Source organism: Pseudomaricurvus sp. HS19, from assembly GCF_009857815.1.
Taxonomy (GTDB): domain Bacteria; phylum Pseudomonadota; class Gammaproteobacteria; order Pseudomonadales; family Cellvibrionaceae; genus Pseudomaricurvus.
In genome coordinates this window covers 1-21,976 of the sequence record NZ_WVVW01000006.1, presented here as the reverse complement: position 1 = coordinate 21,976, position 21,976 = coordinate 1, and the positions used below count along the sequence as shown (strand labels likewise).

Below are 21,976 nucleotides of genomic sequence, written 5' to 3'. Positions count from 1 at the left end.
TGGCATATTATTTGCCCTGTTATCGCACACAATCTCTCTTGCGTCGCATAAGCAAAACGTGAAGAATGCGAAGCTGATCTTATGCAGCACAACGCTCGCCGCAGACGCAGAGGACTGTAACTGTAGAAGACACTCAATTTTTTTCGTCCAGGTTAGGCCATTTTGGAGGCATCCCTCATGTCAGAGAACACTCTGAATCTGATCAAAGAAAGCGAAGCGCGTTGGGTAGACCTGCGCTTCACCGACACCAAAGGTAAAGAGCAACACGTAACCATCCCTGCCCGCTATGTTGACGAAGACTTCTTCGAAACCGGACAGATGTTTGACGGCTCTTCTATCTCTGGCTGGAAAGGCATTAACGAATCCGACATGATCCTGATGCCAGACGACTCTGCCTCTGTACTGGACCCATTCACCGACGAGCCTACCGTTATCGTACGCTGCGACATCGTGGAGCCTTCCACCATGCAGGGTTACGAGCGCGACCCACGCTCTGTTGCCAAGCGCGCTGAAGAGTACCTGAAGTCCACCGGTCTGGGTGACACCGCGTTCTTCGGTCCAGAGCCAGAATTCTTCATCTTCGACAGCATTCACTGGGGCGCGGACATGTCCGGCTCCTTCGTGAAAATCAACTCCGAAGAAGCTGCCTGGGCCACCGGCACCGAGTACCCTGACGGCAACATGGGTCACCGTCCACGCGTGAAAGGCGGTTACTTCCCTGTTCCACCAGTAGACAGCCTGCACGACATCCGTTCTGCCATGTGTAACGCCATGGAGCAGATGGGTCTGGACGTTGAAGTACACCACCACGAAGTGGCCAACGCCGGTCAGTGTGAAATCGGTGTTTCCTTCAACACCCTGGTGAAGAAAGCTGACGAAGTACAGATCCTCAAGTACTGCGTACACAACGTTGCCCACGCCTACGGCAAAACCGCTACCTTTATGCCCAAGCCAATGGTTGGCGACAACGGTTCCGGTATGCACGTTCACCAGTCTTTCTGGAAAGATGGCGTTAACCAGTTCGCTGGCGACGGCTACGCTGGCCTGTCCGAAACTGCCCTGTACTACATCGGCGGTGTGATCAAGCACGCTAAAGCGCTGAACGCCTTCACCAACCCGGGCACCAACTCTTACAAGCGTCTGATCCCAGGCTTCGAAGCCCCTGTTATGCTGGCCTACTCTGCCCGTAACCGTTCCGCTTCCCTGCGTATCCCTTACGTTTCTTCTCCGAAGGCCGTACGTGTTGAAGCTCGCTTCCCTGACCCAATCGCCAACCCATACCTGTGCTTCGCTGCACTGCTGATGGCTGGCCTGGACGGTGTTAAGAACAAGATCCACCCTGGCGATGCCGCTGACAAAGACCTGTACGACCTGCCAGCTGAAGAAGCTGCCCAGATCCCACAGGTATGTGGCTCCCTGCGCGAGGCCCTGAGCAACCTGGACGCAGACCGTGAGTTCCTGACTGCCGGCGGTGTATTCACCGACGACATGATCGACGCTTACATCGAGCTGAAAATGGAAGACGTCTACCGCGTTGAGCACACCACTCACCCGGTTGAGTTCGACCTGTACTACTCTGTGTAATCTCCCGATTACGCAAGCAGTTGCAGAAAAGGGCCGCACAAGCGGCCCTTTTTTGTGCCCGCTCACTTTGTGATCGGGTCCGCCTGTGCGGGCGCAACAACACAAGGTGGCATCTGGTGACACCCAGCAAAAGGCGCTACCCTGAAACCTCTTTATGCAGAGGCCCAAATTGATGAAATACGCTGCTCCCCTGTTCCTCGCCATCCTCACCACAGCCCTGTCCACCAGTGGCACCCATGCCGAGATCTACAAGAGCGTCGACAAGGACGGCAAGATCACCTTCAGCGACAAGCCGGTCGGAGCCGAGAAGGTAGAGGAGCTGGACCTGCCCCCCATCAACAGCCAGTCCCCCGCCGAGGCAGCCCCTCCCATCAACACCAGCCCCGAGGATGACGGCACGGCCGTGGAGTACAGCCTGTCCATCGTCAGCCCTGCATCCGGCAGCCAGATTCCCATGGGCCAGAGCCGGGTCAGCGTCAGTGTCAGCGTATCCCCCGGCTTGCATGCGGATCACCAGCTGCAGGCCATGCTGAACGGCGCCCCCTTCGGCGAACCCGCCTCCGGCACACTGCTGGTACTGGAGTACCTGCATCGCGGTGAGAACCAGCTTTCAGTGGCCGTGATCGATACCGAAGGCAACACCCTGGCGGAGTCCTCCCCCATCACCCTGTTTGTGCAGCGCCCCATCTTCAAGCCCCAGGCCACCCCCAAGGCGGGCAAATAGCCCGCTCTTTGTGGCCGGCTCATACTGGCCCACAAACCTTGCCCTGAAAAACCATACGCACCAGAATGGGTCACCAAAAATTGCCAAGCTGCGCATCATTCCTCGGAAACAGCCCATTTTCACCGAAAAAGGGCGGATGCGCCGAATTGGTTCGTTTCTTGCTCTACTTTGGCCAATAGCAAAAAGAGAGCGGCAAACTGCCCCGGTAGCGGCAGGCGAGCGGCTCCGGCCAGCTACAGCATGGGCGAGCGGCAGACACAAGACAGAACTCAATGACCTCAGATTTGCACTACAAAGCGATATTCGACCACCTCAATGTGGCGGTGCTGGTTGTCGACAACCAACTGCTCATTCAGTACATGAATCCCGCTGCCGAAATGTTGCTGGCCGTCAGCCGGGTCAAGGTGCTCAGCAGCCAGCTGATGGACCACTTCCACGAGAGCGGCCCGTCACTGCAGACCCTGCGCAACGCCATTGTGGAAGCCACCCCTTACACCAAGCGTCGCGCCAGCTGGATCCTGCACAACGGCCAGGCGCTGACCGTGGACTACACCGTCACACCACTGCCCGACGAGAGCATCACCATTATTGAAGTGGCGTCCCTGGACCGGCTGCTGCGTATCAGCCGCGAAGAGGCGCTACTGGCCGCCCAGGAGACCACCCGCAACCTGGTGCGCAGCCTGGCCCACGAGATCAAGAACCCGCTGGGCGGCATCCGCGGCGCGGCACAACTGCTGGCCCGCGAGCTGCCCAACGCCGAACTGGAAGAGTTCACCCAGATCATCATTGAAGAGGTGGACCGGCTGCGCAACCTGGTGGACCGTATGCTCGGCCCACGGCAGGTGCCCAAGTTTGCCTCGGTCAATGTCCACGAGGTGCTGGAGCGGGTGGCGGCCGTCATCAAGGTGGAGTGCGGTTCGGATCTCCGCATCCGCCGCGACTACGACCCCAGTATTCCCGATGTAGCCGGCGACAAGGAGCTGCTGATTCAGGCGCTGCTGAACATTGCCCGCAACGCCATGCAGGCATTGCAGGAATCTGACCTCAACACCCAGGCCAGCATTACCCTGCGCACCCGCATCCAGCGCCAGTTCACCATCGGCGGCCAGTTTCACAACCTGGTATGTCGTATCGACATAGAAGACAACGGGCCGGGCATCCCCAAGCACCTGCTGGCGGATATTTTTTACCCCATGATCACCGGCCGCGCTGAAGGCACCGGCCTGGGACTGGCGATCTCGCAGAACCTGATCAACCAGCACCACGGCCTGATCGAGTGCGAGAGCCACCCGGGTCAAACCACTTTTTCCATCTACCTACCACTGGAACAACACCATGTTACCGAGTCGCACCCCGCCTAATCACGTATGGATTATTGATGATGACCGCTCGATCCGCTGGGTTCTGGAGCGCGCGTTACAGCAGGAAGGAATTGTCTGCACGGCGTTTGAGAGTGGTGACCGGGCCCTGAATGCACTCAAATCCGAGCGCCCCGATGCGGTGATCACCGACATCCGCATGCCGGGCACCGACGGTCTCTCGCTGCTGAAAATCCTCAGCGAGGATATGCCTAACCTGCCGATCATTATCATGACCGCCCACTCCGACCTGGACAGCGCCGTGTCGGCCTATCAGGGCGGTGCTTTTGAGTATCTCCCCAAGCCCTTTGACGTGGATGAAGCGGTGGCCGTCATCAAGCGCGCACTGGCCCACGCCAACGAGCAGCTGATGGAACCCAGCGCCGAACAACCGCCCGAGTTGCCCGCCGAGATCATCGGTGAGGCGCCGGCCATGCAGGAGGTGTTCCGCGCCATCGGTCGCCTCTCCCAATCCAACATCACCGTACTGATCAACGGCGAATCCGGTACCGGCAAGGAGTTGGTAGCCCGCGCCCTGCACCGTCACAGCCCGCGTCGCAACAACACCTTTATCGCCCTCAACATGGCCGCCATCCCCCGCGACCTGATCGAGTCGGAACTGTTCGGTCACGAGAAAGGCGCCTTCACCGGTGCCGGTGGCCAGCGCCAGGGGCGCTTCGAACAGGCCAATGGCGGCACCCTGTTTCTCGATGAAATCGGTGATATGCCGGCCGAGACCCAGACCCGGCTGCTGCGGGTACTGGCCGATGGCGAGTTCTACCGGGTAGGTGGCCATACCCCGGTGAAAGTGGATGTACGCATCATCGCCGCTACCCACCAGAACCTGGAGAGCCTGGTAGAGGACAACCGTTTCCGTGAAGACCTTTTCCACCGCCTCAACGTCATCCGCATCCACATTCCCAAGCTGTCGGATCGCCGCGAGGACATCCCCAAGCTCTCCCAGCACTTCTTCCACAAGGCTGCCAAGGAGCTGGAGGTAGAGCCCAAGGTGCTGCTGCCGGATACCGAAAACTACCTCTGTAACCTGGACTGGCCCGGCAACGTGCGCCAGCTGGAGAACACCTGTCGCTGGATCACCGTGATGGCCTCCGGTCGCGAGGTGCACCTGGAAGACCTGCCGCCGGAGCTGATGACCAGCAAGGGCACCGAAAGTCCCAGCGGCGACTGGGAAAAGGCCCTGCGCCACTGGGCGGACCAGGCACTGGCCCGCGGCCAGAACGACATCCTCTCCGAGGCGGTGCCCACCTTTGAGCGTGCCCTTATCGAGACCGCGCTCAAGCACACCGCCGGCCGCAAGCGGGATGCCGCCAACCTGCTGGGCTGGGGACGCAATACCCTCACCCGCAAGCTGAAAGAGCTGGGCATGAACGACGACTCCGACGACTGAGTCACTCCACCACCGGGGCCCTGTGCCCCGGTGTCGTCATTACCGCAACGACAGCCGCAACGACAGCCGCTCTGACAGCCACATCACTTGTCCACTCTGCCCCACCCCCGCGCCGACACCTGACACCACAATCCGCTACACTGGCCTGCACACCAATTCACAGGACACGCACTATGCACCCCCTGCTGCAGGACTGCTGTTTCGTCTATCCCCTGAAGATTCACTGGGGCGACATGGATGCCTTCCAGCACGTCAACAACACCCAGTACTTTCGCTACTTTGAGCACGCCCGCATGGGACACTTCGAGCAGATTGGCCTGATGGACCTGCTGGAGACCCATAACCAGAGCGCCATCATTGCCGAGATCCGCTGCCGCTTTAAGGCGCCCCTGACCTATCCCGACAACATCTGGATTGGCGTGCAGGTGGCTGACCTGCAGAAGGACCAGTTCACCCACCGCTACACCGTGGTCAGCGAACGCCTGAACCGCATCGCCGCCGAAGGCGATGCCCGGGTGGTGTTTTACGACTACTCCAGTATGGGACGCTGCGACCTGCCACCGCACCATTACCAGCTGCTGCAGCAACAGGCGGGCGCTGAGCCACCTGCAGACGCTGGCAACTGAGCCACCTGCAGGCGCTGGCAGATTTGGCATCTGCTGGCGCCTGTGACATTCTCAAAGTCTGCCTTCTCCCCACCCTTGCAGACGGACTTCCATGACCAACGCATCAATCCCCGCCCACCCGTTACACCGCGACGACCTGTTTGGCCACCCCAAGGGGCTCTACGTCTGTTTCACTACCGAAATGTGGGAGCGCTTCTCCTTCTACGGCATGAAGTTCCTGCTGCTGCTCTACCTGACCAAATACCACCTGTTTACCGACGCCGCCGCCTACAACGTGCTCGGCGCCTACGCCGGCCTGGTCTACGCCCTGCCGGTGATTGGCGGTGCCGTGGCCGATCGCTGGCTGGGGATGCGCAAGGCAGTGGTATTCGGCGGCCTGCTGCTCTCCGCCGGCCACCTGTTGATGGCGTGGGAGGGGCAGGCCGCACAGCTCTACAGCGCCGGCACCCTGCTCAACGCCGACCTGCAACTCAATGACGGCACCCTGCTGGCAGCCGGTACCCTGCTGCAGAACGATGTGGTGATTCAGGATGTGGCCGGGCTGAAGATCTTCTTCCTGGCACTGGCCCTGATCGCTGTCGGGGTGGGCTTTCTCAAACCCAACATCTCCACCATCGTCGGCCAGCTCTATGGCAAGGACGACCCTCGTCGTGACAGCGGCTTTACCATCTTCTACATGGGCATCAACCTGGGTGCCTTTGTCGCCATCCTGCTGTGTGGCTGGCTGGGAGAGACCTTCGGCTGGGGCTACGGTTTTGGCGCCGCCGGTGTGGGCATGCTGGCGGGACTGATCTCTTTTCTGCACGGCCAGAAATACCTGCGCGGCCTGGCGGAGCCACGGGACCCGGAGATGCTGCGCCGCCCCGTTGCCGGCCCGCTGACGCGGGAAAGCGCCATCTATCTCGGCGGCCTGCTGTTTCTCGGGCTGGTGTGGCTGCTGGTGCAGAACAAGGACGTGGTACTGAACATCCAGCAACTACTGTTACTGCTGGCGCTCTCCGGCCTGCCGCTCTACGCCCTGCTGAAGGGATCCCGTGAAGACCTGCACCGCACCCTGGTGCTGATGGTGCTGATCGCCTCCTCGGTGGTTTTCTGGTCCCTGTTCGAGCAGTCCGCCGGCAGCATGACGCTGTTTGCCGACCGGGTGGTGGATCGCAGCCTTGGCGACGGCGAAGTGCGCGCCTCCATGTTTGGCTCCCTCAACCCGCTGTTCATTATTACCCTGGCACCACTGCTGGCCAGTCTCTGGATCTGGCTCAGTCGCCGCGGCCTGGAGCCCTCGGTGCCGGTGAAATTTGGCCTGGGTATCATTCAGGCCGGGCTGGGGTTTGGCGCTCTGGTGATGGGTATCTCAATGGCCGGTGAGGACGGTCGCGTGGCCATGGTGTGGCTGATGCTGGCCTACCTGCTGCACACCACCGGCGAGCTGTGCCTGTCGCCAGTGGGGCTGTCGGCAGTCACCAAGCTCTCCATCCCGCGGGTGGTGGGCGTGAGCATGGGTACCTGGTTCCTGGCCACCGCCCTGTCCCAGATAGTGGCCACCAATATGGGCAAGCTGGCAGCGATAGACAGCCGCGGCACCGAAGCGGAAAACCTCAGCGCGGCCCTCAGCAGTTACGCCCAGCTCTACGAGTACCTGATGTGGGCCGGCCTCGCCATTGGCGTCCTGCTGCTACTGCTGTCACCGCTGCTGCGCCGCGGTATGCACGGCACTCGCTGATTCAGGCAGCGGCTTCCGTTGCCAGGTAGACCGTCAGGGCATCAAAGCCGCCGACGTAGTTCTGGCCGTGAAAGATCTGCGGCACGGTAGTCACCTCGTGACCCACGGTCTTCGACAGGTCCGCCTTGCTGATTCCCTCGTCGTGGATGTTGACGTAGCGGAAGGGCAGGCCGCGGCTCTCCAGAACTTCCTTGGCGCGGCGGCAGAAACCGCACTGATCGTGACCGAATACTGTGTAGCGACTCATGGGCAACCTCCGTTGCAGTGATTGATTAACTACTGCACAGATTAGGCCCCGGCCCGGAATAGATAAAATCGATTATTCCTGTCCGAATGATAGGTAAAACCTTAAATGACAGAATCCAGGTCACTGAGGGTGACAGGCTTGCGTGTGTGCAGCAGGGATTAATTGCTTTATCCTAGCGAGACCCGTCGGCGGCGCCGACTGATGCACAGCTCCCCATGACGTGCGTCAATGCGCGGCACCCGCACCTGACTAGAATTAATAATACACAACGCAATATTCGGAGATACCACACTATGGAACACCAGGTTACCGTGCTGATCGTCATCGATCCCAGTAAAAACGAGCATCCGGCACTGGATCGGGCACTGCTGCTGGCCGACCGTGCCTTCAACGGCGCCCGGGTAAAGATGGTGTTCCTGCTTAACTCCAGCGAAACCACCACCGCCAAGGCCGGTGCCGTCCTGTGTGACAGCGCCTGGGTCAAGGAGAACATCTACACCCGCCTGCTGACCAAGCCCAACATCGAGCATTCGGTGGTGATGGGCTGGGGCCCGAGCTTCAACGATGTGATCCTGGAAGCCAGCCACAGTGTGCAGCCCACCCTGTCCATCGTGCCCCAGTACGACACCAGCAGCGCCAGCCGCTTCAGTGACGAACGCTGGAAACTGCTGCGCGAAGCCACCAACTCCGTTCTGCTGGCCCCGGTTGGTCCACGCCAGCACTCCGGCAAACTGCTGTGCGCCTTCAAATTGCAGGATGAGACTTACGACGAACGTAACCAGCGCATCGCCGAGATCGGCAAGAAATTCGGTGAGATCTTCGGCCTCGAGGTGCACGCCGTGAACGCTTACAACGACTCCATGAACTTCCCCGACCGCAGTCGTATCGCCAACATGACCGGCATTGCCAACGAGAACATCCACGTCAAACTGGGTGAGCCCGACGACGTGATCTGTGGCGTTGCCGAAGAGATTGATGCCGACCTGACCCTGATTGCCAGTAAGCAGCGCAAGGGCTGGAAAGGCGCCCTGCGCGGCAACATGATCGAGAAGATCAGTGAGCGTATGAATCGGGACATTTTGATGATTTAAAAAAACAGGTACTAGGTACTAGGTACTAGGTACTAGGTACTAGGTACTAGGTACTAGGTACTAGGTACTAGGTACTAGGTACTAGGTACTCAAAAATTAAGGGCCGTTGATGTAACGTCAACGGCCCTTTCTTTTTGTCTGTCCGGCAGGTTGTCAGCGATTTTCCAGACGGTTGTAGTCGAGCAGGCCATAGTTGATCGGTTGCAGCTCGCGCATACGCTGATGCACGCGGTCGCTGTGCTGCCAGAAGTTGGCGGCAGTGCGGCGCACGCCGTAGCGGCTCATGAAGTGGGCGTAGTCATCGGCGCTGCGCAGCCGGGAGAGGTCCTCCACCAGTTCCGGCAGCTGCGACTCTCTGATCGCCCAGAAAGCGGACGGGTAAGCGCCCAACACACCGGCTGCCACGGTAAGACGATCCTCCTTCGGCAGGCGGTTGGACGACTCATCCAGCAGACTGACAATATTGGAGTGGGCGTTGTCACGCAGTACAGTGTAGAGATGCAGGGTTCCTTTGCTGTCCTCCACGCTCAGGATAGTCATCTGCGGCAACTCGCCGAGTGCCGGATAGCCCAGTGTCGCTATCTTCTGCAACCAGTGCCGCTGGCTGGCCGGAACAGTCGGTTTTTCCAGTGAGTAGGTGTTATCCAGCACCCCGCTCAAGCGTTTGCGTATCTCACCATAGAGTTCATGTTTGGGGTTATCGGTTTTGTAGACCACGGCGGTCTCGTGCGACAGGTGATCACCGAGGCGCAGCACAAAATCTTTCACTTCACTGTCGGTATCCCGGTACCAGTGGCGCCACTGTTTCTGCTGCTCAGCCCTGGGCAACAGGGCAAGAAACTGGAATTCGCTCTCCATACGCAGGAAGTCCATATACAGCCGTGTCAGCAGCTGGTGGGACACATTGCCGTAGACATCAAAACCCGCCACCAGCAGGTAGTGAATGCGCTCCAGTACCGGATAGCTGATCACCCAGGTAGTCTGCGGATCATCTCCCACCAGTCCCCGCACTACCGTCGCGGAATCGAAGTGGCGAAAGACCGTCAGGGCGGCATTGCTGTTAGTGCCATCCCCGTCCCAGATAATCGACGTGTCGATCTGGCGACTGGCATTACTCAGCTGTTGATCAACAAACTCGCTCCTCGCCACCAGGTACTGCTTGTGCTTTTCGGAATAGTTGAGCCAGTTGCCCACTGGCCGCAGGTTACTCTCCGACTCCGCCGGCAGTACCAGCAGGTCACTGTGCTCCGCCAGAAACTCTGCGGACTCGGCAGGATCAATCAGCTCCGGACTCACAAATAAAACCCAGAAGCGATCGCGAATCACATTAAGCGCAATCTGCCCGCGACACACCGGCCCCTTGATAAAACCGTTGATGGTGTACTCCGCCTCTTCCAGCATAAACCGATAGCGCGACTGCACCGGCAGCTCGCGGAAGGTCTTGAAAGGATTGCTGGCGGTAGCCGGCTCGTAGGAAGGCAATCGGGTAACCTTGTACCCGGTTTCGAAGAACCACTGCTGCCACTGCGAGCGCCGCTTGCTGTTGAAGGCATAGGGCATGCGGGTCTTGGTCAAAGGTGTCGCACGATCCAGCTGCAACCGGTACCAGACAGGTGCCCCCGGATCATCGTAGGGGCGACGGGTTGCCACGATGCGAATCGGGTCGCCAGGCGGAGTGTAGGAGCGCACCAGGCGGAACACCTGCTGTGCCGTCTCATCACCACTGCCGGCATCGTTAAAATAGATATGGCTGAGGAAGAGGTGCTCGTAGATGTAACGCCCTACCAGCTGCCCCTTGAGACTGTCCTGGTTGAGAAAGGCCTCCCAGCTGTCCACCTGCTGCTGCTGGGCCCGGGACAGCGGCGCCGCTTCAGGCAGCGGGGCACCGGCCTCCAGCCAGCGGGTGATGGCCTGCTGCTCTTTGGGGTTCAGGCCGGGCAAGCCGTAGGGCATACCCCACTGCGGGTAGCTGCTGCTGAAACTGTCAAACTCCTCCAGCCGCGGGCACTGTTCTTCGCGGCCGATACCCGTCGTTATAGTGTCGGGCAACAGGGCGTCTGTGGTTAAGGGATGTTGCTGCTTGAGCTCCAGCATACGATACAGGACGCTGGCCTCGCGATGCGCGGCGATCTCCTGCGAGCGTTCGTTAAGCACCGGGTAAAATCCCTTGCTGCGCCAGGCTTCGGTATTGGGGGCGTCGATACCCAGGCGGCCGGGGGTCGCCTCCAGCAGACGGCGACCGTCGTACACTTTGTCCTTGCTGGCGCCGCGGTCAATGCCTTCCGGGGAGGAGAGTTTCAGCTGGCAGGGCGCGTCGTAGCAGCCGTGGCAGACCACACAGCGGCTCTCCAGTACCGGCTGCACCTGCTGCCGGTAATAGCGCCCCCACTCCGAGTCCAGCGCCACCTCCCGCTCAACGGTATGCTGCGCCCCGAACCGGTTGTTCAGGTCCGCCGCCGCCCACAGGGCGCAGCCGGACATCAACAGGCTTAACAACAGCAGGCGACCGGTTTTCCTGCTACGCCTGACGGCCGCCCAGGTAAACTCCCTCATGCGTTTCAACACCCTGTCCACCCATCCAACTGCCCTGACAAAGAGCCCTGATACTACATTTAAGTCTATGATTAATACAGAATAGTACTGATCTGCGATCGGCAAACCGGGAGACGTATCATGATCAGAATTGCCTTTTACGATTGCAAACCCTACGACCGCATCTCCTTCAACCAGGCCAACAAACGTTTCGGCCTGCACATCTCCTGGCTGGAGACACACCTCAACGCTGACACTGTGAGTCTCAGCCAGGGCCATCAGGTGGTGTGCGCCTTTGTAAATGACACCATTGATGCCGAAGTCATCCATCAGCTCAAACAACAGGGGGTGCGCCTGCTGGCCATGCGCTGCGCCGGTTACAACAACGTGGACCTGCACGCGGCGGGCACTGACCTGACCGTCGTGCGGGTGCCCGGCTACTCCCCCTACGCGGTGGCGGAACACGCCGCCGCCCTGATCCTGACCCTCAACCGTCACACCCACAAAGCCTACAACCGCACCCGCGACGGCAACTTCTCCATCAACGGCCTGCTGGGGTTTGACCTGCACGGCAAGGTGGCCGGCGTCATCGGCACCGGCCAGATAGGCCAATGCCTGATCAGCATCCTTAACGGTTTCGGCATGCAGGTGCTGGCCTATGACCCACAGCAGAACAGCGAACTCGCCGCCCGCCTGGGGTTCACCTACACCACACTGGCGGAGCTGTACCGACAGTCAGATCTTATCTCCCTGCACTGCCCACTGACTCCGGAGACATTTCACCTGATCGACAACAACGCCATCGCACAGATGAAAGCCGGCGTGATGATCATCAACACCGGGCGCGGCAAACTGATCGACACCAAAGCACTGATCACAGCCCTGAAGGCAGATCGCATCGGCAGCGCCGGGCTCGACGTCTACGAAGAGGAGGCGGATTACTTTTTTGAAGACCGCTCACTCAATCCCATCACCGATGACACGCTGGCAAGGCTACTGACCTTTCCCAATGTTCTCATCACCTCCCATCAGGGATTTTTTACCCGCGAAGCGCTGCACAATATTGCGGAGACGACGTTACAGAATATTGACGACTTCTTTGCCGGGCGGCAGTTGACCAACCAGGTGTGCTGTCTCTGAAATACGTATCCACGCAACATCACAGGAGCAACAGATCTTAACCAAGGTGGAATTTCAGCTCCGGGGTGAACGTGCTATAAGTACCATTCCCTTTGCACCGCTGTTTCCGGAACTCTCATGATTTATCGATTCGCTGCCCTTCCGGCAGGCGTTCTCACATTTTTCGCGCTCGCATTCAGCGCCCCCTCCGGCGCCCAGGCGCCCGTACCTGTTACCACCGCGCCGGTGCAAATGCGTGCCATCCACCAGCAGGTGACGATCACCGGCACGGTCACCTCCCCGCAGGTCGCCAGACTGTCAGCCGCCACCAGCGGCCTGATTACCGCTGTCAATGCCGACGAGGGCAGCCGCGTGACCGCCAACGACCTGCTGGTGCAATTGGATGACGAGCTGGCGCAACTGCAATGGCAGAGCGCCCAGGCGAAACTGAAACAGGCACAGACCTCACTGGCCGATGCCAAACGCCGGCTGGCGGAGGCCAGACGCCTGGCACCCCAGAAAACCATTGCGGAAACCGTGGTGCGTGACCTGGAGGCGGAAACCGAAGTCAACCAGGCAGCGGTGGAACAGGCCGCTGCCGAAGCCGGTTACCAACAGGCGCTGTTGGGCAAACACCAGCTGCGTGCCCCCTTTACCGGTGTTGTCAGTCGCAAGCTGGCGGAAGTGGGCGAGTGGGTGAACCCCGGTGCCGGTGTGCTGGAGCTGGTGGCCGCCGATAACCTGCGTTTCGATTTTGCCGTGGCCGAGGATTACCTGTCGCTGCTGCATCCGGACAGCCGCGTCGAAGTGAAGCTGCCGGCACTGCAGAATGCCCTGCTGCCAGCCCGGGTTGTCACCATTGTGCCGGTCAGCAGTCCCGGCGCCCGTACCTTCCTGCTGCGGGCAGTCCCGGAAACCACGGACAAACGCATCATACCGGGCATGTCCGTGATTGCGGCACTGCAAATCCCGGCGCAGCGGCAGAACCTGGTGGTACCCCGCGATGCCATCCTGCGCTACCCGGACGGACGTGTGGTGGTGTGGACCGTGGAGGACGATGGCGGGGACAAGGTGGCCCGCCTGCACGTGGTCAAACTGGGCCAGGCCTTCTCGGGGCTGGTGGAGATCGAGAGTGACCTGCAGCCATCGGCACAGGTGGTGGTGCGCGGCAACGAAGCCCTGCGCGCGGGACAGAAGGTACGGGTCACCAACGGCAGCAGTGGTAGCTGAGCATGTTTGAAGCCATTATCAAGCGCGGCATTCTCACCACCGTCGTTGTCCTCATCGTCTGTGTGCTGGGCATACTGGCCGCCACCCGCATTCCGGTGCAGATGATTCCCGACCTGGATGTGCGGGTCATCAGCATCCGCACCATCTGGCCCGGTGCCACCCCTCAGGATGTGGAGAAAGAGATCCTGATCGAGCAGGAAGAGTACCTGCGCACCCTGCCCAACCTGTCACGCATTGAAGCCACCGCCAGCACCGGCATGGCAGAGATCGAACTGGAATTTCCCTTCGGCACCGACATCACCGAGATGCTGATCCGGGTTAACAACGCCCTCAGCCAGGTGCCCTCTTACCCAGAGGCGGTGGACCAACCCCGCATCTACGCCAACTCCTTCTCCAGCAACCCGTTTATGTTTTTCGGTATCACCCCCCTGCCCGGCAACCCGAAGCAGCTGGACATGGACCTGATGCTGGACTTCATCGAAGACAACGTCAAAACCCGTATGTCGCAGGTCCAGGGGGTGTCCGAGATCGCCTTGCGTGGAGGGGCGGAACGGCAGATCCAGATTCTGGTGGACCCGGCACGACTGGCACAGCGCCAGCTGTCGTTGAGCGATGTGCGCGACGCCATACGCAAACGCAACCGCGACCGCTCCGGCGGCGACATCAAGTCCGGCAAACGCCAGTTCCTGCTGCGCACCGTGGGTCGCTTTGAAGACATGGAGGAGCTGCAACAACTGATCCTCGCCCGCCGCGGCGACGCCATTATCCGGCTGCAGGACGTGGCCACCGTACAACTGGATCACTTCGAGAAAAGCGCGTCGGCGTTTTACAACGGCGACCCCAATATTTTTGTCATGTCGATGAAAGACGCCGGTGCCAATGTCATTGATATCAAGCGGGATATGCTGGCGGAAGTGGCGCTGATCAATCACGACGTGCTGCAACCGGCGGGCATGCAGATCACCCACATCGCCGACGACGTGCACTATGTGGAGGAGTCCGTCGCCAACGTCTGGCAGAACCTGGCCCTGGGCAGCCTGCTGGCCATTGGTGTGATGTTCCTGTTCCTGCGTTCGCTGCGTACCACCGCCATCGGCGTCATGGGCATCCCCATCTGTATCATTGTGGCCTTCTTTGGCCTGCTGGTGATGGGGCGTACCATCAACGTCATCTCACTGGCGGGTATCGCCTTTGCCATTGGCATGACACTGGACAACAGTATCGTGGTACTGGAGAGCATTGAGCTGGAACTGCGCCGCGGGCTTAACCGGGTGCAGGCGGCGGTCGCCGGTGTGAAAAATGTGTGGCCGGCAGTCTTTGCCTCCACCATGACCACAGTGCTGGTGTTCCTGCCGGTGGCGTTTGTAAAAGAGGAGGCCGGCCAGCTCTACTCCGATATTGCCATCGCCATCTCGTCCGCCATTCTCGCCTCCATGCTGGTGGCGATCACCATCCTGCCCACTGCCGCCGCGCGCCTCAAACACCTGCTGCCGGAGGAGAACAGCCAGCCCAATGGACGCGCCCATCAACTGGGATTATGGCTGCGGGCCCACACTCTCGATGGCGTGCACTGGCTGGTGGCTGACCGCAAACGTCGCTTCACCTGTATCGGCATTACCGTGGTCATCAGCGCCGCTATTATCGCCCTGCTGACACCACCGGCGGAGTACCTGCCGGAAGGGGAGGAACCCAAGGTATTCGCCACCATGTCGGCGCCGCCGGGCTACAACCTGGATACCATGCAGGAGATTGGCGACGAACTGCAGGCCTATTTTCTCAACTACACCGGCACGGATCCGCAGGCCTTCCGTCGTGGCGACGATCCGGTGCCATCCATCAAGTATTTCAATGTCTGGGTCTACCCCTTCATGGTGCGGGTGATTGCCGAACCCACGGACGCGGCCGATATTGAAGCCTTTATGGATGCCCTCACGGCGAAGTTCCTGCAGTACCCGGGTATGCGCGCCTTTGCCGCCCGCGGCTCCATCATCACCAGCAACGACGGCGGTACCCGCAGTATTAACCTGGACATCGCCGGCCCGGACCTGGAGACCATCTTCAGTGTCGCCATGGCCGCCTACCGCCGCGCCGGCGAGGTGTTCGACAACCCCCGCATCCAGACCAGCCCCAACTCCCTCACTATGGCCCAGCCCATGGTGGAGATACGCCCGCACTGGCAGCGGGCGGCGGAAGTAGGCCTGTCTGCCGAGGAGCTGGGCTTTACCGTTTCCGCCCTCACCGATGGCAGCTACGTGGATGAGTTCTTCCTCGGTGATGACAAGATCGATATCTACCTATACAGCACCGTGGGCCAGGACGCGCAACTGGAATCCCTGCCGCAACTGCCCATCTACACCCCCAACGGCACCATCCTGCCGCTGAGCGCCCTGGCGGAGATCCGCGAGAGCGTGGATACCGCCATGGTGCGTCGCGTGAACGGCAACCGCACAGTCACCCTGAACATTATCCCGCCGCGTTCGGTAGCACTGGAGAGCGGCGTCGGGATCGTGCGCACGGAAGTGGTGAGCTACCTGCGCGACCAGGGGCAGATTCCCGCCGGAGTGAGCATCTCCATCTCCGGTGCTGCAGACCAGCTGGATGCCACCCGCAGCGCACTCACCAGCAACTATCTGGTGGCGCTGTTCATTATCTACCTGCTGCTGGTGGCCATCTTCAGCCACTGGGGTTACCCGCTGCTGATCATGACCTCCATCCCCCTGGGCATTGCCGGTGGCATTGTGGGGCTGTGGCTGCTCAATGCGGTGGGTGGCCTGTTGCCCTGGGTGGGGCTGGCGGCCATTGTGCAGCCGTTTGACATGATCTCCATGCTGGGTTTCCTGATCCTTATGGGCACCGTGGTCAACAACCCCATCCTTATCGTGCACCGGGCGGTGGAGAATGTTCGGGACAACGGTATGGATGCCATTGCCGCCGTCAACGAAGCGGTGGATACCCGCCTGCGCCCCATCACCATGTCCACCATCACCACCCTATTCGGGCTGGCTCCACTGGTGCTGATTCCCGGGGCTGGTACCGAGCTCTATCGCGGTGTGGGAGCGATTGTGATGTTCGGCATCATCGGCGCCACGGTGGTGACGCTGACCATGCTGCCGGCGCTGACCGCGGCGGTGCTGGAGTATATGCAGCGGCGGCAGAAAATCTGATCAGAGCCACCCCCCCAAGCCGCCAACCAAGGTATAAGTCATTCCCGCGAAGGCGGGAATCCAGACCTTGACCGGCGCCATGGATCCCCGCCTTCGCGGGGATGACGGAATGATGTGGAACGCCACAAATTCATAACTTCATGGATCCCCGCCTTCGCGGGGATGACGGAGTGATGTGGAACGCCACAAATTCATAACTCCATGGATCCCCCGCCTTCGCGGGGATGACCTTGGGTGTGAAGATGACTTTAGGCGCGAGGATGACGATCGGGCGGTGGGATGACGATCGGGCGCGGGGATGACGATGGTTGGTAACCAACGTTCTCCAGTGCATCAGGTACCAGAAAGGGATTCATTTCTGCTGCTTTAGACAATCGTCGGGCAGGCGCCACTGCCTGCCTCTGCTATCCTGCACAGCAGACAATCCTCCGCAGTGCCGCACTCCATGAACCCACACCCGCTAGCAGAAACCCTGATACAGATCGCCGGCAAGTCACAGGTGCTTACCTCGGCAAGACGCACCCGCTTCTACCGCAGCGGCTTCCGCTCCGGCGAGGGCGAAGCCCTGGCGGTGGTCTTTCCCACCTCCCTGTGGATGCAGTGGCAAGTGCTGCAGGCCTGCGTCGAGGCAGGGGCGATTGTCATAATGCAGGCGGCCAATACCGGCCTTACCGAAGGCTCCAGCCCCAGTGGTCACGACTACGACCGGCCGGTGGTGATTATCAGCACCCGGCGCCTGCAGAAGCTGGTGCTGCTGAACCAGGGCCGGCAGGTGCTGGCCTTCCCCGGTACTTCGTTGTTCCAGCTTGAGAATGCCCTGCGGCCACTGGGACGCGAGCCGCATTCGGTGATTGGCTCCTCCTGTATCGGCGCCTCGGTGATCGGCGGCATTGCCAATAACTCCGGCGGCGCCCTGATCCAGCGCGGTCCCGCCTACACCGAGCTGGCACTCTTCGCCCGTGTCGATGAGCAGGGGCAGCTACAGCTGGTCAATCACCTGGGCATTGAGCTGGGTGATGACCCCCGATCCACCCTGCAACAGCTGGATCGCATGCCTGCAGACCAGAGTGCGCCCGCGTCCGACAGGATGGCCTCTGATAGTGAGTACCAGCAGCGGGTACGGGACACCACTGCCGAATCCCCTGCCCGCTTTAATGCCGATCCCCGGCGACTCTTTGAAGCCAGTGGCTGCGCCGGCAAGCTGGCGGTATTTGCCGTGCGACTGGATACCTTCGGGAGTAACCCACAGGAGCAGGTGTTTTACCTGGGCACCAACGATCCCCACCAGCTCACCCTCTTGCGCCAGCAGATGCTGCAGCAGTTTAAACACCTGCCGGTGGTGGCCGAGTATATCCATCGCACCGCCTTCGCCGTAGCGCGGGACTACGGCAAGGACACCTTCCTCGCCATCCACAAGCTGGGCACCGGCGTGATGCCAAAACTGTTTTCCACCAAGGCCTGGTGCACCGACCTGCTCAACCAGCTGCCGCTGTTGCCGAAAGAGCTGCCGGACAAACTGCTGCAGTGGCTGTCGCGTTGCTTTCCCGAACAACTGCCGCCGCGCCTGCTGGATTTTCACCAGCGCTTTGAGCACCACCTGCTGATCAAAATGGCGGGGGAAGGCATCAATGAACTACAGCAATTTTTGCAGCAACACTGGAGCGGTAATACCGCTGAGGCGGACTACCTGACCTGTGACAGCGACGAGGCCGCCAGGGCAACCCTGCACCGCTTCGCCGTCGCTGGTGCGGCTATCCGCTACCAGCAGATGCACGCCGATACGGTGGAAGATCTGGTGGCGCTGGACATCGCCCTGCCACGCAATTGCCAACAGTGGCGGGAAGAGCTGCCGCTATCGCTGCAGGAGAAGTTATTGCCGCCGCTCTACTACGGCCACTTCTTCTGCCACGTCTTCCACCAGGACTATCTGGTGCGCAAGGGTTACTGCCCCCATGAGGTGAAAGCGGAACTGCTGGCACTTCAGAAAAGTCGCGGCGCGGAGTTCCCAGCGGAGCACAATGTCGGCCACCTCTACGAAGCGGCAGCAGACATGCAGGCACACTATCAGTCGCTGGACCCCACCAACACCTTCAATCCCGGCATTGGCAAGATGTCCAAACAGCGGCAGTACGGTTGCTGCTGACATGGACTGACACGGCGCCGGAAGAATCGCGGGGCTGACCTATACTACCCCTGAGAGATCAACGAACAGGGAGCTCAGAGATGTCCAATCACCACACCTACAAAAAAATTGAAATGGTGGGGTCGTCCCTCACCAGTATCGAAGACGCCATCAGCAATGCCATCGCCGAGTGTGACAAAAGTGTCAAGAATATGGATTGGTTTGAGGTGACCGAAACCCGGGGGCACATCAAAAACGGGCAGGTGGCCCACTATCAGGTAACCCTGAAAATTGGTTTCCGGATTGAAGGCAGCTGACACCGGCTACTGTAAACCATGGCGGATAACCTGCAGCGGCTTTACCGCTGTGCAGCCACGACGCGCCCCTGCCAGATAAACAGCGCCACGCCGCCGAGTATGGCGATGGATGCCAGCAGCAGGCGCAGGGAAAGAGGCTCGTCCAGCAACAACACACCCAGCACCGCGGTAATCACCGGCACACTCAACTGCAGGGTGGCGGCCGTGGCCGCCTGCAGCGAGGGCAACACCGCGTACCAGATGGCATAACCCAGGCCTGACGCCAGCGCACCGGAGGCTATGGCGTAGCCGGCGCCCGGTAAATCCCACTGCAGTTGATCTCGCCACAGCAGGCACAACAGCAGCGCCATGGGCAGCGCGCGGACAAAATTGCCGGCCGTGTCACCGGTGGCATTGGTGGCGCCGCGACCGCGCAGCGAATAGATACCCCAGGCCACACCGGCACTCACCATCAACAGTCCCTGCAGCAGTGGCGGCGCGGACAATCCCGGCAGCAACAGCCCAACCAGTCCTGCCAGGGCACACCCCACACCCAGGGTTTGCAGTCCGTTAAAACGCGCTCCCTGCCAGAGGGCGAAACCGATCATGGTGGTCTGCACTGCACCGAACAGTAACAACGCCCCGGTGGCTGCCGACAGATGGGTATAGGCGAAAGAGAAAGCGGCGGCGTAAGCGAACAGGGCCAGCGCCGAGCGGTAGTTACCACCCGGTCGCCACTGCCGCTGGTGCATCAGCACCAGCAACCACAGGGTCAGGGCACCGGAGAAAAGGCGCAGCGCGGTAAACGCGGCCGGATCGATAGTGGTACCCGCCAGCGCCGCGCGACAGAGCAGCGAGTTACCGGCAAAGGCCAGCATCGCCAGGGCAATCAAAAGGGAAAGCCGCAACGGGTGTTGCTTCGCCGACATAGGTTGCCCCTCTCAACGCCGGATCAGTGAAGTCTCAATCAAAACTATAGCGCAGTGCCAGCCAGGCGTTGCTGTTGCTTTCGAACTGACCAAAGAAGGTGTAGGGCTTGTCGCCTTCAAACAGGTTCACACCACCGGCCAGCAACCAGTTGTCAGTGAGCTTGTAGCTGACGCTGGGGCGCAGGTAGCTGTCATGATCGCTGGGGGAGTAGAAGGCGAACAGGCTCAGGGTCAGGTTCTGGTTCATGGCCAGGTGTGTCAGGCGCAGGGTCATCACCTCACGGTTCTCCTCCCGCGCCGGCTGGCCGGGGAAAAGTGAATCGCGGTAATTGCTGTAGTCCTGCAACTGCTCCACGTAATACTGCACACCGACAGTGGTGTTTTTCACCAGCTCCCACTCATAGCCCAGCAACCAGCGCCACTCGCTGTTGTTGACCCAGGGATCGCGGCCATCACTGTCGTCACGGGAATCGTAGTAGCCCACCTCGGCACTGAAGATACCCGCTCCCACCGGTCCCCGGGCGCTGGCACCGTAGACACGCAGTGACGGAAAGGTGGCCAATCCGGTAGCCGGATCAAAACCGGCTGGACTCTTCCAGTAACCGTCGTAAGCGTAAGCCGCCACTTCAAAGCTGCTCACCTGTCGGTAGAGACGCAGGGCCAGTTCATCGTCACCACTGTCATCGGGTTTATCCACCGACACTACCGCATTGCGCCCCACGACTTCGCCCATACCGCTGCTGTAGTAGGAGAGACGTTCACCGCCGATGTAACGGTCGCTGTCAAAGCGCGGCGACCAGATCAGGTTGACGTTGGCGATAGCGTTGTAAAAACCGACACGCAGCGCATCCGAAGGTGCTTTCAGGTACTGCTCATCGCGACCGGCGAGGAAGCTCTGCCAATCCTTGGGAAACAGGTCGTTAATAAACACCAGGTCACCCACACCCCAGGTCAGGATCTGACGCCCGGCCTTAAGGTCAGCACTGTCACCCAGCCTGCGACTGGCCCACGCTTCACGCAGATCGAGCCAACCCTTGCCGTCCTCCAGTTCCAGTTGCTGGCTGTCCGCCACATCATCGTAAAGCAGGTCGGCCGTGAGCCGGCCGTGCCAGCCCTGCCAGTCGCTGTCGACAGAAATGGAGGCCCGGGTCTCCGCCAGCGAGGTGTGGCGCTGTTCAACAGGATCACGCAGGCGGGTTCCGGCACGGCCCTCAATAAAGCCGGTGTAATGGAACCAGCTGCCGCCATCCTCCTCCGGCGAGTCACCCCAGTCAGACCAGCCATCGTCACTGCCAGCGCCGCTGTTGTCGGCACCGAAGTCCGGCAGTGCCGGCTCACTGCTGTCCATGCCGGCAGGCAAGTCCGGTTCACCGCTACCCATACCCGCCGGCAGCGCAGGCTCATTGCTGTTGATGCCCTGCGGCAGGGATGGCTCCTCGCTGGAGAGGCCGGCGGGCAACGTCGGTTCTGCCTGCAGCAGTTGCGGACTCCCTGCCAGTACACTGCCCAGCAGACACGCCACTACCTGAATTTTGCGACTGGTTTTTGCCATTGCCCGTTCCTGTCTTTCTCCCGCGTGAAAAATTGCACCGTCATGGCGAGCGCAGCGACGCCATCCACGACCACTCCGTAACCAGACTGTGCCACACATGGATCGCCGCGGCGCATACTGCGCGCCTCGCGATGACGGGGTATGAATTAAACATCTTCTCAAACACGCCGTCATGGCGAGCGCAGCGAAGCAATCCATGTTCACTCCGCAACCAGATCGTGCCACACATAGATCGCCGCGGCGCAAACGGCGCGCCTCGCGATGACGGTGTATC

At 60.4% G+C, this 21,976-nt stretch carries 16 protein-coding genes; 12 read left to right on the top strand and 4 right to left on the bottom strand.

Going from position 1 to position 21,976, the window contains the following annotated elements; translation table 11 throughout:
* Positions 1-177 precede the first annotated feature (177 nt).
* The 6 genes from glnA (at position 178) to GSF27_RS12110 (ending at position 7,420) form a co-directional block, all read left to right on the top strand.
* On the top strand, positions 178-1,584 hold the full coding sequence (gene glnA, locus GSF27_RS12135) for a glutamate--ammonia ligase (RefSeq protein WP_160969404.1): 1,407 nt from the start codon (positions 178-180) through the stop codon (positions 1,582-1,584).
* Positions 1,585-1,756: 172 nt separating this feature from the next.
* Complete coding sequence (locus tag GSF27_RS12130; protein WP_160969402.1) at positions 1,757-2,308, top strand: DUF4124 domain-containing protein; 552 nt, start codon at positions 1,757-1,759, stop codon at positions 2,306-2,308.
* Between the two features lie 272 nt (positions 2,309-2,580).
* The gene (gene glnL, locus GSF27_RS12125) at positions 2,581-3,669 is read left to right on the top strand and encodes a nitrogen regulation protein NR(II) (protein WP_160969400.1); all 1,089 of its coding nucleotides are present in this window, start codon (positions 2,581-2,583) and stop codon (positions 3,667-3,669) included.
* Complete coding sequence (glnG, locus tag GSF27_RS12120) at positions 3,644-5,074, top strand: nitrogen regulation protein NR(I) (protein WP_160969398.1); 1,431 nt, start codon at positions 3,644-3,646, stop codon at positions 5,072-5,074. The genes glnL and glnG overlap by 26 nt, the downstream gene beginning before the upstream one ends.
* Before the next feature lie 173 nt (positions 5,075-5,247).
* Positions 5,248-5,700: a thioesterase family protein gene (locus GSF27_RS12115; protein WP_160969396.1), complete on the top strand. Its 453-nt coding sequence runs from the start codon at positions 5,248-5,250 to the stop codon at positions 5,698-5,700.
* A gap of 91 nt (positions 5,701-5,791) precedes the next feature.
* Positions 5,792-7,420: a peptide MFS transporter gene (locus tag GSF27_RS12110; RefSeq protein WP_160969394.1), complete on the top strand. Its 1,629-nt coding sequence runs from the start codon at positions 5,792-5,794 to the stop codon at positions 7,418-7,420.
* A gap of 1 nt (position 7,421) precedes the next feature.
* Here the strand turns inward: GSF27_RS12110 and GSF27_RS12105 are convergent, their stop codons facing one another.
* Complete coding sequence (locus tag GSF27_RS12105) at positions 7,422-7,667, bottom strand: glutaredoxin domain-containing protein (protein ID WP_160969392.1); 246 nt, start codon at positions 7,665-7,667, stop codon at positions 7,422-7,424.
* A 293-nt stretch (positions 7,668-7,960) separates the two neighbouring features.
* Here GSF27_RS12105 and GSF27_RS12100 point away from each other — a divergent pair, with 293 nt between their 5' ends.
* Positions 7,961-8,758, top strand: a complete 798-nt coding sequence (locus tag GSF27_RS12100; protein WP_160969390.1) for a universal stress protein — start codon at positions 7,961-7,963, stop codon at positions 8,756-8,758.
* 153 nt (positions 8,759-8,911) lie between these two features.
* Here the strand turns inward: GSF27_RS12100 and GSF27_RS12095 are convergent, their stop codons facing one another.
* The gene (locus tag GSF27_RS12095) at positions 8,912-11,311 is read right to left on the bottom strand and encodes a fatty acid cis/trans isomerase (RefSeq protein WP_160969388.1); all 2,400 of its coding nucleotides are present in this window, start codon (positions 11,309-11,311) and stop codon (positions 8,912-8,914) included.
* A 120-nt stretch (positions 11,312-11,431) separates the two neighbouring features.
* On the opposite strand from GSF27_RS12095, the gene GSF27_RS12090 reads away from it, so the two are divergent.
* The 5 genes from GSF27_RS12090 (at position 11,432) to GSF27_RS12070 (ending at position 19,242) form a co-directional block, all read left to right on the top strand.
* Complete coding sequence (locus GSF27_RS12090) at positions 11,432-12,430, top strand: 2-hydroxyacid dehydrogenase (protein WP_202410427.1); 999 nt, start codon at positions 11,432-11,434, stop codon at positions 12,428-12,430.
* Positions 12,431-12,547: 117 nt separating this feature from the next.
* Positions 12,548-13,639, top strand: coding sequence for an efflux RND transporter periplasmic adaptor subunit (locus tag GSF27_RS12085; RefSeq protein WP_255493836.1), 1,092 nt, complete (start codon positions 12,548-12,550; stop codon positions 13,637-13,639).
* Between the two features lie 2 nt (positions 13,640-13,641).
* Entirely contained in the window at positions 13,642-16,803 is a 3,162-nt protein-coding gene (locus GSF27_RS12080; RefSeq protein ID WP_160969384.1) for an efflux RND transporter permease subunit, read from the top strand.
* 445 nt (positions 16,804-17,248) lie between these two features.
* Positions 17,249-18,946: a D-lactate dehydrogenase gene (dld, locus tag GSF27_RS12075; RefSeq protein WP_160969382.1), complete on the top strand. Its 1,698-nt coding sequence runs from the start codon at positions 17,249-17,251 to the stop codon at positions 18,944-18,946.
* Positions 18,947-19,026: 80 nt separating this feature from the next.
* Positions 19,027-19,242 (top strand): dodecin, encoded by a 216-nt coding sequence (locus tag GSF27_RS12070; protein WP_160969380.1) that lies wholly within the window; start codon positions 19,027-19,029, stop codon positions 19,240-19,242.
* Positions 19,243-19,283: 41 nt separating this feature from the next.
* Here the strand turns inward: GSF27_RS12070 and GSF27_RS12065 are convergent, their stop codons facing one another.
* On the bottom strand, positions 19,284-20,150 hold the full coding sequence (locus GSF27_RS12065) for a DMT family transporter (protein ID WP_160969378.1): 867 nt from the start codon (positions 20,148-20,150) through the stop codon (positions 19,284-19,286).
* Between the two features lie 34 nt (positions 20,151-20,184).
* A complete protein-coding gene (locus GSF27_RS12060) occupies positions 20,185-21,702 on the bottom strand; it encodes a hypothetical protein (RefSeq protein WP_160969376.1) in 1,518 nt (505 codons plus the stop codon).
* Positions 21,703-21,976 lie beyond the last annotated feature (274 nt).

Bases quoted from the DNA above. Each gene is read 5' to 3' on its own strand.
- glnA (WP_160969404.1), top strand. From the start codon at position 178: ATGTCAGAGAACACTCTGAATCTGATCAAAGAAAGCGAAGCGCGTTGG.
- GSF27_RS12130 (WP_160969402.1), top strand. From the start codon at position 1,757: ATGAAATACGCTGCTCCCCTGTTCCTCGCCATCCTCACCACAGCCCTG.
- glnL (WP_160969400.1), top strand. From the start codon at position 2,581: ATGACCTCAGATTTGCACTACAAAGCGATATTCGACCACCTCAATGTG.
- glnG (WP_160969398.1), top strand. From the start codon at position 3,644: ATGTTACCGAGTCGCACCCCGCCTAATCACGTATGGATTATTGATGAT.
- GSF27_RS12115 (WP_160969396.1), top strand. From the start codon at position 5,248: ATGCACCCCCTGCTGCAGGACTGCTGTTTCGTCTATCCCCTGAAGATT.
- GSF27_RS12110 (WP_160969394.1), top strand. From the start codon at position 5,792: ATGACCAACGCATCAATCCCCGCCCACCCGTTACACCGCGACGACCTG.
- GSF27_RS12105 (WP_160969392.1), bottom strand. From the start codon at position 7,667: ATGAGTCGCTACACAGTATTCGGTCACGATCAGTGCGGTTTCTGCCGC.
- GSF27_RS12100 (WP_160969390.1), top strand. From the start codon at position 7,961: ATGGAACACCAGGTTACCGTGCTGATCGTCATCGATCCCAGTAAAAAC.
- GSF27_RS12095 (WP_160969388.1), bottom strand. From the start codon at position 11,311: ATGAGGGAGTTTACCTGGGCGGCCGTCAGGCGTAGCAGGAAAACCGGT.
- GSF27_RS12090 (WP_202410427.1), top strand. From the start codon at position 11,432: ATGATCAGAATTGCCTTTTACGATTGCAAACCCTACGACCGCATCTCC.
- GSF27_RS12085 (WP_255493836.1), top strand. From the start codon at position 12,548: ATGATTTATCGATTCGCTGCCCTTCCGGCAGGCGTTCTCACATTTTTC.
- GSF27_RS12080 (WP_160969384.1), top strand. From the start codon at position 13,642: ATGTTTGAAGCCATTATCAAGCGCGGCATTCTCACCACCGTCGTTGTC.
- dld (WP_160969382.1), top strand. From the start codon at position 17,249: ATGAACCCACACCCGCTAGCAGAAACCCTGATACAGATCGCCGGCAAG.
- GSF27_RS12070 (WP_160969380.1), top strand. From the start codon at position 19,027: ATGTCCAATCACCACACCTACAAAAAAATTGAAATGGTGGGGTCGTCC.
- GSF27_RS12065 (WP_160969378.1), bottom strand. From the start codon at position 20,150: ATGTCGGCGAAGCAACACCCGTTGCGGCTTTCCCTTTTGATTGCCCTG.
- GSF27_RS12060 (WP_160969376.1), bottom strand. From the start codon at position 21,702: ATGGCAAAAACCAGTCGCAAAATTCAGGTAGTGGCGTGTCTGCTGGGC.